Source organism: Phocaeicola acetigenes, from assembly GCF_027529745.1.
GTDB lineage: Bacteria > Bacteroidota > Bacteroidia > Bacteroidales > Bacteroidaceae > Phocaeicola > Phocaeicola acetigenes.
The window spans coordinates 234,509-246,037 of the sequence record NZ_JAPZVM010000003.1; the positions used below are offsets into that span (position 1 = coordinate 234,509).

The window sequence follows — 11,529 nt, forward strand, 5'->3', positions numbered from 1 at the left end:
AATTTTTATGGATTAGAATGTTAAATTAATACCTATCGAATGTGTTTTCAAGTTAGGAAATGTACGAACACTCCCATTTTCACTTTCAGGATCAATATCTACAGGCATATTATCAAATGTAAACATGTTTTCTCCAGAATAATAAAGACGCATCCGATCTACTCCAACCTTAACCAACCATGATTTTGGGAAAGTATATCCAATCTGCAGATTCTTTATGCGGAAATAATCTGTATCGAAACACCAGAAACTAGACCGTGTAGACTGATGATTATGAGAAGCAGTACCTTCAGTCGGGCGAGGGAAACTACCGTTAGGATTCTCTTCCGACCATGCATCCCGCCATGCAGTAGATGGATGAGAAGCATCCCCCTTAAAGTCACCTACAACTTCCTGTGTAAAGTATCGGCGTGTACCAGTCACTCCTTGTCCCATAATAGAGAAATCTATATTTTTCCAAGTAGCATTAAAGCTTAAGCCATAAGTAAACTTAGGCTGATTTGTTCCTATCAGATCTTTATCATCAGAAGTCAATGATCCATCACCATTTACATCCTTAAACTTTAAGTCTCCAGCTTTAAAATCAGAGTTAAACGGATTTCCATATTGTTCTTGATATGCTGCAGCTTCTTCATCACTACGGAAAATACCATCTACCACATAAGTATAATAGGAGTTATATGGAGAACCAACCCGATTAATGTAATAATCATCAATCATCTCTTTCACTTCACCCAAACTCAATATCTCATTACGGTTATAAGCAAAATTTCCAGTAGCTCCCAATGTCCAATTACCAAACTTCTGTTGCCAACTTGCACTCAGTTCCACTCCTTCATTTTCCATAGAACCGATATTAGCCATATATGCCCCAAATCCAAAAGTTGCAGGAACCTGTACATCCATTAACATATCAGTCGTCTTACGATAATAATAATCCAACGATACATTAAAATAATCCAGAAAACTCATGTCAACACCAATTCCGGTAGTAGTAGTAGTTTCCCATGTAATATCAGCCTGTTTATATCCTACCTGACAAATACCAGTATGTACTACACCATCGAATACGAAATTCTTACCTATACTATAAGTAGAAAGAGCTGGATAATAATCATTAATAGCTTCCTGATTACCTAATTGTCCCCATGACACACGAAGTTTCAATGATTGTAACCATCCTTTTGATCCCTCCATAAAATTTTCTTCCGAAATTCTCCATCCAGCAGAAACTCCCGGGAAATATCCCCAACGATTATCTTTATTAAATCGAGAAGAAGCATCCGCACGGAAATTAACTTCCAGCAAATATTTACCCATATAGTCATAGTTTATACGTGCAAACCATGACATCAAAGCCAACTCACGTGAATATCCGTCATTTGTTTGAGAGTCATCCTGTCCTGCTCCTAAATCAGTCTGTTCGTTGGTAGGAAAGCCTGTTCGATTTCCTGTCAAGGTCTTATAATTATATTTTTCAACACGATAACCTGCCAGGCCTTTTATATGATGTTTACCGAACATTTTATCATAGTTCAACAAACCGTCGAATGCTAAACGGTTGCTTATGCTCATTGTTTCTGTCAGTTCATTTGGTCCTTGATAAACATCTTCATTCAATTGAATATCCTTCATGAAGGCCTTATAATCAGAGAAGTTCATCGTATAGGCTCCTTGTGCTGTCAAGACCAATCCATTAATCAACTTATAATCGGCAGCCATAATTCCGGTGAATTTCTGTCCTTTATGCAGACATCGTTCATTTACATCCAACCAAGCAATTGGATTACCGTCACCATTACCCCCGTAAGATCCGTCCTCGTTTTTATAAGGTATCCATGGAGCAAAAGTATTTACCAGATTAATAACTTGACCAGGACCATCTCCATAACGACTATTATTAGGCTCCCAATAATAATTGTTGATATACGACAGATTTGAACGCATATTCAATTTATCAGAAACTTTAATATCCACATTGGAGCGCACATTAAACTGTTTTCTACCACTATTACGAAGCACACCATCCTGCCCTAAAAAGCCAATGGAATTCATATAACGGACAGTCTTCGTTCCCCCCGATACACTAATATTATGTTTATGAATAAAACCTGAATTATAAGCAAGATCATACCAGTCTGTATTAGGATGCCCATATGGATCGGTTCCATTTTTAAACAGTTCGATATCTTCCTCTTCAAAGCGAATAGCCTTCCCACTATTTTCCAAAGCACGGTTATAAAATTCTGCTGCTTCCCAGGAATCCATTCGCTCTACTCTTGCCGTAGGAGATTGAAATCCTACACTTGCATTATAACTTACAACAGCTTTACCTTCACTACCGCGTTTTGTTGTTATCAGAATTACTCCATTAGAGGCTTTTGAACCATAAATAGCAGCAGCTGCTGCGTCTTTCAAGACAGAAATTGATTCAATATCATTTGCATCAATCTGATTAATAGATCCTTCTTCAACACCATCCACCAAAATATAAGGATCAGCATTGTTCAATGTACCTTGTCCACGTACGCGAATTGAAGCACCATCAGCACCAGGCTGTCCATCGGTTGATGTAATAGTAACTCCCGGCATTAATCCCTGAATAGCCGTAGATAGCGCTGTAATGGGACGACTTTGTAATTCTTTTTTTGAGACCGATGCTACAGAACCAGTTAAATTTATTTTTCTTTGACTACCATATCCTACTACAACCACTTCATCTAATACCTCCGTATCCTCTTTCAGTATAATTGTCAAATCTTTCTGAGTACCAATCTTAACCTCCTGAGCCACATATCCAATATAAGAAATCTGTAATATAGAGTTTTCCGGTATTTCCAAAACAAACCGTCCGTCAAAGTCAGTAATAGTACCAGTTGTCTGCCCCTTTACCTTAATATTAGCCCCAATGATAGATTCACCTTTCGAATCCTTGACAATACCTGTAATTACATTGCTTGCCTGCTGAACTATTTCGGACTGTTCTTTTTTCTTCATCAGCATGATATTTTTGCCTTCCATGGCATAAGCAATATCAGTTCCTGAAAATATTTGCTTCAAAACGTCCGATACCGGTCTATTTTTAGCATTAATCTTGATCTTTCTTTTCAGATTAACATCATTCACATCATAAACAAACAGATAATCTGTCTGACTCTCTATTTCACTAAGAATTTTTTCCGCCGATATAGAGTTGGAAACTACCGTAACTTTCATATTCTGAGCATAAGAAGCCGTGGCATAAAAAGTTCCGACAAAGATAAATAATACCCCTAATGTACTCTTTTTCATATGGGATACATGTTTAAATCGGGCAATAAATTTCTTATACAAAATATTTTTCATATTTTTGTAACATCAATTTTAGGTTATTATACTTAAAATAATTCTGAGTTTTAGTCAAAAAAGAACTTAGTTTTTTCTTGACCTTTATGGGGTGATGTTGCCGCATCATCCCATTTTTCTGGAAAACGAATCTATTGTGTCATAAGCTATTTTGCATAGTGTTAAAGAATTAATTAATTATGATTCTATTTGTTTCGTCGTCTTTCTCATAAGTAAACTGGTTTTTCAAACGTAATACTTTCAATACATGCTCTATACCATCTCCAGCACGAAATTTCCCAGTATAGCGATTATTCAAAATCTCCGGATTATTCACTACAATATCAACCCCATAATATAGTTTCAACTTTTCTATCATATCTTCTACTGAAACATTGTCGAAGCAAATCAACCCCTCACGCCAGCGGAAATACTCCATTTTCTTGATATGCTGTTTTACCAAACTATTCCCCTGTAGTCTAGCCATGGTATTGGGCTCCAAACGTAATTTCTTCATTCCGTTTGTCTGAATTTCAACAGAACCTTTCAATAAGGAGGTTTCCCATATACTGTCTGTTGAGTAAGCCAATACATTAAATTCTGTACCTAACACTTTCACATCATATTTTCCTGTTTTCACAACAAAAGGTACATCTTCATTTTTAGCAACCTTAAAAAAACCTTCTCCATCCAACAATACATCACGAGATGCTTCTTGAAAATTCGTAGGAAACTTTAGAGTAGTACACGAATTCAGCCAAACTTTTGTTCCATCGGTTAATGTCAGTTCCGCACGCTGTCCTGCTGGAACATATACCGACTGGTAAGACATTTTTTCCCTTTCTTTATTTGCCCGATAGTAGGTAATAAAAAAAACAACTGTTACTATTGCTGCAATTTTTGCCACAGCTAATACTATAGAGCGCAAAGCAAATATATTTTTCTTACCCAGCCCCTGCTCTTCCACAGTCTCTGTCTGCCATAACGCTATATCGTACAATTTACGCTGTGCCAAATACTCACGTAAATGCTCAGGATCTGCCTGTATCCACTCCGTAACTTGCTTTTTTTCGGCTTCTGAAACCTCACCCGATATATATCTTTGCAATAAATCACTTTTCATTTTTTTGCCTTTTGAGAATAAAACGATTCACTTGCCAATTACCCTAGTGGAAATTGCAAAAAAATCATATAGGTATTTTACAATAAAAAATATCAAAGAGCAATATTTCAGAACAGACATATATCTATATCCGGCTACTGCTCCAGTAAAAAATATAAAAAAGGAAGATAATCCTTTAAAGCAACTCTCAACAGTTTCAGTGCTTTAGACATATGATACTCTACTCCTTTGAGAGAAATCCCCAATTCGTCAGCCACTTCTTTATTCGATTTATCCCGGAAACGACTCAAGACAAACACTTTACGAGTTTGCTCCGGAAGTTGTGCCAATGTCTGATGAATGATTTTATTTATTTCTTCCGAGAAAATATCATTTGGAATACAAGCCTCAAGTGCTGAAATACGAAATGAAAGTTCTTGACGCTTCCAGTCTGCCATCGTTTCAAAAGCTGCTAATTGAACCTTCTCATGTTTTAGATAGTCCAATGATTTATTTTTCAAAATAGTAAGCAATAAAGGAGCAACATAATCTATCGGATTCTCCTTTGTTTTCTCCCATAAAGCAATAAGCGATTCAGAAGCAATATCTTCCGCTACCAAATTATCATGCACATAAGATTTAGCAAAATAGAATGCCTTTTTATAATACAACGAATAAATATCCTGAAAAGAAGTTCTTGTTAATTGCTCCATAAAATTTGTGCCTATCTTCTATTTATAAAGCACAAAATTAGTAATAAACCAACGACAAAAACAAAATGTTTCTCCTTCATACCCGAGAAAAAATTGATTAAAATCGGAGAATAAACAGAAAATGTAAAACAAATGAAATAAAAGCAGATTTTGCCTTTTAACAGCTACGCTTCCTCGTTTTAACTTTTATAGAAACATAGTATCCCATGAAATAAGGTTTTTGGTATCAAATGAATATAATAAAAAATCCCGATACGAAACTCATCCAGTCAGATGAGTTCCTATCGGGATTCTCTGTTCTATTTGAATAATAACCTAAGGCCTTACTTACATTGTGGAATCAGTTCAAAGATTTCGGTTGTACCTGTAATCTGTACTTTTACTGCTTTCTTATCCAACTTCAATTCAAAGTATGAAGATTTCACAGCCAGTTCTGAAATGACATTACCTTTCTTATCAAGTTGCGAAACAGTAATACCTGCAGTCTGTTTCGACTGATTCATCAGGAAAGTATATCCGGTTACACCTTGAGGAATTTCAAAAGTCAGAGTACCTTCCTGTGCATACGATGTTTCCGGATTTTCATCGAAGGCATACAAAGCCTGTGTCGGTTTTTCAGTTTCCAGACTGAATCCCAAAGCCTCAACTTTAGCCGGATTCACTTCGAACGAACGGATAGCTGCATAGTTGGTCTTTTTCGAATCCAGACGCTTCAGGCGAACGTAACGTGCCTTGACCGGCTCACCTGTCCAGTGAATTACATACTGCTTGTCCAAATCCGGCAACAAAGCTGTCCAGGTTTTACCGTCTGCCGAACATTCCAACACAGCGTGGTCAAAATAGTCTACATCGTCTACCGAATTACGGCCTTGCAAAATAGACACTTCCTTCACATCTTCTACATAACCCAGATCTACTCCAATCCAATCGCCTTCCTTCTGAGCCGTACCTGAAGTATAGAAAGTAGTAGAGTCATTATCAAACATCAGTTTGTTCGAAGTAGAACGAATAGTAGCAAAAGAACTGATAGCTCTGCTCACTTTCGGATACTTTCCAGCCAATTTGGTATAGAAGCCGTATGCCATATCGTCCATAGCATGTTCATAGAACGGCTGAAGCTTCATTGTTCCCGATTTATGAGCATTATAAGCTTTCTTGTCGTCCTCCGACATCAGGTTCTCCACATATTTATTCCAGAAAGCATTATTGTCACTTCCGTCTTCATACAGTTTGATAAGCATCATGGCATTCTTTCCTCTCGTACCCAACTTACCAAATTCCTGCAACCAAGGATTCAACTCTTTCAGAAGTCCTTTATTAGTACATCCGGCCTCCATTTCTGCCGGTACTTTCTCTACCTTTTCAAACTCCTTCAAGAGTGCCTGATATTGCGCATCTGTATAATTACTGATACGGAACGTTTCTGTTTCCCACGATTCGTCACGGCGATAACCATTTTCTGTATCAGAAGAATGGATAGCAAAGGTACGATAAGCATCTTTTGCCTGAGGTACAAGCACTTCCAGCCCTCTTTCCCAGTTATCCAACGCATTATAGTTGGCTGTATTCCATGCATAATCGGCTACTCCATACAACGCCAGTTTAGAAGCCTCACCATGCTCCATCGGATTACTTGCTATACCGCACAAATCGTTGGCAGTAAGCGAAGTATTAAGACCATATACAGGTCCCTGCAACAGAATATGGCGTACATAGTCAGTCACCGGATAGTTCCACCAGAAATAAGCCGGACGTTTGATGCGAGAATTCACCCAGTCTTGTGTTTCTTTCGTCAAATCACTGCACACCACATCTCCGGTCCAGAATACCTGTACAGAAGGATCGAGCGTATTACCGTAAATAGCCAGACTTCCCTGAGGAGTAGGATTGGCCCACAGCTTTGAATAATCTGTCGGACATACAACCAGCGAAGACACATCACCTTTTGCTTTTACGAAATCTGTATTCAGACGATTCAAAAGTTCCACCTGCTTGACCGGATTGGTTCCTTCGCCCGAAATATCATCGAAGAAAATAGCAAACGAACGAACACCCAAATCGTACATCCAATTGAACTTGTTCACCAGATTCTGATAGTCTTCTTCATTCCACTTGATATCTTGTCCCGGATGAATAGCCCATACAAAGTTCACACGGTTACGGCGGCAAGCCTGAATCAGTTCCTTAATATTAGCCGCTTCTTTTTCCGGATAAGGCAGTCGCCAGTTCGGACAGCTGTGATACGGATCATCTTTCGGACCATACAGATAGCTGTTCAGCTTAAACTTGCCATAGAAATCAATCAGCGACATACGTACTTCGTGCGACCAGGGAGTACCGTAAAAACCTTCTACCACTCCTCTGTTAGGCAAATCCGGGTAGTCGTTTATAGTTATATAAGGAAGATTATCTTCGGCAGCTACCGGACTTTCCATAATCTGCTTCAAAGTCTGAATACCATAAAATGCTCCTTGTTCATCATAACCGGTAATTACAATTCCTTTCTTGTCAATTGTCAGTACGTAAGCACCTGAAACAGCTTTCACACCTTGTTTGGAAGCGACCTTTGTACCAAAATCGATAGTCAGTTTCACTCCTTTCTTCGAAGCTGCGATAAATCCGAAATCTTCGGCAAATTTCTCCTGCTTATCAATGATCCGCAGACCTCCAGTCACATCCAGACGGGTGTTCCGGTCTACTGTCAACTGATGCGGAACAGGATTAATCACCAGTCCTTGATGATCCAGTTTCTTACCGGGAACCGGCAACACGTCCTGTGACTCCGAACGCTGTGAAGACAAGTCGAAATCAACTTCTTGTGCAGCTACATGCCCACAAGTCAATACTCCAGCTGCCAAAGCAGCCATTACTTTTCTTGATATTACCATATATAAGATTAATTTAAGTTTCCAGATTAAAAGGTTTTATTTCACCAAACGCGCTGTCAGCTTAGACTTCGAAAAAAGAGAAACCAACAAATAACATACTCCAAACGTAGTACATGCCATGCAGATTATCCGCGCCCAATACGGGAGAAAGGAGAAATCAAACAAATCGTATGCCATAAACACAAAGGTATAATGACACAAATAAATACCGAATGTCATACTTGCCATACGCGAAAGCCAGGGTAAAGAAGAGATTCGGGTTTTCTGTACGATGACAAAGACCGGAAAAGTCATCATAAACACATTGATTCCGGCGAAATACCATACAATTTCAAGATAAGCATAGTTTCCCGGATAATACTTCTGTGTAATAATGTAGCCAACAGAAGTTATCAGATAGCCTATTAAAAACATGGGAACCGATACAAGCCAAGTCTTTTTCCAACTCCAGTTCAATGGATAATGAGTAAGATAATAAGCCAGTATCAGATATCCGACGAATCCGGAGAAATAATAAAAAGTACCATAAGCGTTCCAGTCGCATACCCCCAATATATCCATATTACCATAATTCCCCTGATACCCCAAAAACGGAGCTGCTATTTTAATGTAAGGAAGGAACAGAGATATACCCCAAAGTATCAGTATAGTCCTGATGTCTTTCTGTGAGGCCTGAACCAGCCAGCTGCTCAATATCGGCATCAACAGATAAAGTCCGATAAGCATATACAGATACCAGAAAGGTACCGTATCAAAATTAAAGCTGAATACAAAGGTATAAAGACGCTGCAACCACGTGTGCACCGTATAATTGTCTGTAGAAAGCAAAGGATTATGAGTATCCGGACTCACATAATTGAAATAAAGAAAAGCAAGAGTGGGGAGAGCCAGCGACCAAAATACAAGCGGAGTAAGGATACGACCGATACGTTTCTTATAGAAACTCTGCAAAGTATACTCCTTGCCGACAGGAAGCAACAAAACTCCTGTCATCATTACAAACAAAGGTACACACGGACGAGCCAGACTGCCAGAGAACACCCCTGTCAGAAACGATTGACGATTAGCATCAAATTGTCCTACGAAGCCGTCACAACAATGAGAAAACACTACAAAAAAACAGGCAAGCACTCTCAACAAATCCACCCAGCCTATATTTCCCTTTTCTTTACCATTCATTATTTAAAGAATTAACAAAGTTTATCACTGAGACAAAAATAGTGCACTTCGGGTAATAAATCTTTGTTCTACCTTAAATAATTCTATTTGTTTAACGTTTTTGCTTACAGTTGAAACAGTCCGGTTTCCTCATTAGTCCCAAACTTCGTAGGACCCACAGTATTCAATTTATTTCACCTTGACCGAAATCACAGGCTGTTCTTTTCCTTCATCCAAAGGTATGGCCTTATATTTTACACGGGTAAAATCAATTCGGTTCAAATCTATATTTCGTATTGCACTATTGTACATCGTACGATAATAAATCTGCTTGTTTGTTACATCTGTAGCCGAAGTCCATTGAGTAGCACTGGGGATATCGGCCATCGGTTGTCCGGCTGCATGTTCAATTCCGATTGGAATATCGAAGTTGTTCAGTATCTGAAAGCACTGCAACACAGTACTCTTACCAGTAGCCTGCTGCGGAGCCGTAGCCTGATAGAAGGCAGCCCGTACAAAACGAGACGGAGGAGTCACATCGCCCGGTATACCCAGAAAACCGCTGCCCGCTCCAAACGACTGCAAGCTGACATCTCCTAATTTCTGTGACGGTGCACTTCCCGGGAAAAGATTCACATAATTGTTCAAGTTTGTCAATTGCCAGTCGAATCCCGGAGAATTGGTCAAAACTCCCAATGCATTCTCATAATACTTCAAGACTCCGTCTACGATTTCAAGTACCAACTGTCTGCCCGAAGGATCAGAAAAACGCCAGTGTACTGTTTCGGCACGAGGATCAATAGCCACCACATGCACCTTCTCCAAGGCCAGTTTCACTTCATCTACATTCTTGCAAGTTCCCAATACATAACTCACCAGTTGTAAATCGGCAATAGCTTCTTCTTTCCGTGTTTTGTCGAAAGTTTCATATTTACCATAGCGCGGGAAATAGAACAATCCGGCAGACAAGCCCTCTTCATTCAGTCCTTCGGCTACAAATTCTTTCTGTTCTACAGACAGTCCCACATATCCGTAACGGGCAGTAAATTTCATTCCATCCACTCCTTCCGGTGTATACGACTGCTGTGCATATCCACGAGGAACAACCACATACAAACTGTTCAAGTCACTTCCTCCCCATTCAATAGTACGCGCCACAACATAAGATCCGTCTTTTGCCTTTAGCGTAATACCTGTACACGCACTGGCGCGATACATTCCCAAACTTCCTGCCATTACAAGCAGTATCATTAAAATTCTATTTCTCATAAGTGTATAATTTAATATTAAAACACACAAACTCAATCTATTGTTTTCCAAGTCATTCAGAATCTGCTATCTTTTTCCATACTTCCTGTTTATATTCATTAGGGGTTTTTCCCGTCAACCGACGAAAGAACTTGCAGAAAAACGAAGCATTGGGGAAGTTGAGCGCATCGGACACCTGATATACCAGTTTATCACTATGCCGCAACATTAGTTTTGCTTCTTGTAAAACAGCCTCATTGATCCAGTCCATTATCGTTCGCCCACTAATCTGCCTGATAAGCGTACTCAAGTAGCGGGGAGTAAGATACAGTCTGTCCGCATAAAACGAGACATTCCGTTCGCGGACAGCATACTTATTAACAAGTTCCAGAAACCTGTTGAAAACTTCTTCCTTCCGTGTATATCGTGTACTATCTTTCGTCTGTTTCTGCGCACAAAAACATTCTATCTGACGGAACAAAGCAGAGACAAGGCTTTGAAGTGTTTCTTTCGGAAAAGGTCTGTCATTCATTACTTCCCACATCAGGGTACACATCAATTCCATCCTCCACTCTTCCTGTTCTTCCAATGGAAGCTTCAAATACAGCCGCCCGGACAAATAAGACATCAACAGCTCTTCTTTCTGCCAATCTTCCATGAAGTTATTGGAAACTGCCAACATAGACAAATCACAATCCGGAGAGACATATAATACCTGCAATACAGTTCCCCGGGAAGCAACAACCAATTGATGCGGTTCAATCCGAATCTCGCGCAAATTCACACGCACATCTATATATCCCGAGCGCATATACACTATGCGCCCTTCCATCAGACGAAAAGGCTGACGAAATTTCACAAGAAAATGCATCAAGTCCTCAGCACCTTGAATACACCGGATGAAAGCAAAGTCATCGGATACAAAACGTGAAACATTCCGCAATCCCGTAGAAAACTCTTTCACCTGCTTAATGGCAAAATGCATCATCTCTTTTTGTTCCATAGCAATGTAGATTTGTTCCTGTAAAGATAATTATTATTGAATATAAAATCAGTCTTTTCTTCTATTATCGAACAAACAGAACATACGACACAA

The 11,529-nt window shown here is 39.3% G+C and carries 7 protein-coding genes; all 7 read right to left on the reverse strand.

What is annotated here, in order from left to right; all coding sequences use genetic code 11:
* Positions 1-12 precede the first annotated feature (12 nt).
* Complete coding sequence (locus O6P32_RS05540) at positions 13-3,291, reverse strand: TonB-dependent receptor (protein WP_269877256.1); 3,279 nt, start codon at positions 3,289-3,291, stop codon at positions 13-15.
* Positions 3,292-3,514: 223 nt separating this feature from the next.
* The gene (locus O6P32_RS05545; protein WP_269877258.1) at positions 3,515-4,447 is read right to left on the reverse strand and encodes a FecR domain-containing protein; all 933 of its coding nucleotides are present in this window, start codon (positions 4,445-4,447) and stop codon (positions 3,515-3,517) included.
* Positions 4,448-4,581: 134 nt separating this feature from the next.
* Positions 4,582-5,139 (reverse strand): RNA polymerase sigma-70 factor, encoded by a 558-nt coding sequence (locus O6P32_RS05550; RefSeq protein WP_269877260.1) that lies wholly within the window; start codon positions 5,137-5,139, stop codon positions 4,582-4,584.
* A 323-nt stretch (positions 5,140-5,462) separates the two neighbouring features.
* Positions 5,463-8,027, reverse strand: a complete 2,565-nt coding sequence (locus O6P32_RS05555; RefSeq protein WP_269877261.1) for a beta-N-acetylglucosaminidase domain-containing protein — start codon at positions 8,025-8,027, stop codon at positions 5,463-5,465.
* Positions 8,028-8,063: 36 nt separating this feature from the next.
* Positions 8,064-9,206 carry an acyltransferase gene (locus O6P32_RS05560; protein ID WP_269877262.1) on the reverse strand — a complete coding sequence of 381 codons (1,143 nt, stop codon included), beginning with the start codon at positions 9,204-9,206 and terminating at the stop codon, positions 8,064-8,066.
* A 168-nt stretch (positions 9,207-9,374) separates the two neighbouring features.
* On the reverse strand, positions 9,375-10,454 hold the full coding sequence (locus tag O6P32_RS05565) for a choloylglycine hydrolase family protein (protein WP_269877264.1): 1,080 nt from the start codon (positions 10,452-10,454) through the stop codon (positions 9,375-9,377).
* Between the two features lie 52 nt (positions 10,455-10,506).
* Positions 10,507-11,436 carry a helix-turn-helix domain-containing protein gene (locus tag O6P32_RS05570; RefSeq protein ID WP_269877266.1) on the reverse strand — a complete coding sequence of 310 codons (930 nt, stop codon included), beginning with the start codon at positions 11,434-11,436 and terminating at the stop codon, positions 10,507-10,509.
* Positions 11,437-11,529 lie beyond the last annotated feature (93 nt).

Coding starts and splice junctions, on each gene's coding strand:
- O6P32_RS05545 (WP_269877258.1), bottom strand. CDS start 4,447: ATGAAAAGTGATTTATTGCAAAGATATATATCGGGTGAGGTTTCAGAA.
- O6P32_RS05560 (WP_269877262.1), bottom strand. CDS start 9,206: ATGAATGGTAAAGAAAAGGGAAATATAGGCTGGGTGGATTTGTTGAGA.
- O6P32_RS05565 (WP_269877264.1), bottom strand. CDS start 10,454: ATGAGAAATAGAATTTTAATGATACTGCTTGTAATGGCAGGAAGTTTG.
- O6P32_RS05570 (WP_269877266.1), bottom strand. CDS start 11,436: ATGGAACAAAAAGAGATGATGCATTTTGCCATTAAGCAGGTGAAAGAG.
- O6P32_RS05540 (WP_269877256.1), bottom strand. CDS start 3,291: ATGAAAAAGAGTACATTAGGGGTATTATTTATCTTTGTCGGAACTTTT.
- O6P32_RS05550 (WP_269877260.1), bottom strand. CDS start 5,139: ATGGAGCAATTAACAAGAACTTCTTTTCAGGATATTTATTCGTTGTAT.
- O6P32_RS05555 (WP_269877261.1), bottom strand. CDS start 8,027: ATGGTAATATCAAGAAAAGTAATGGCTGCTTTGGCAGCTGGAGTATTG.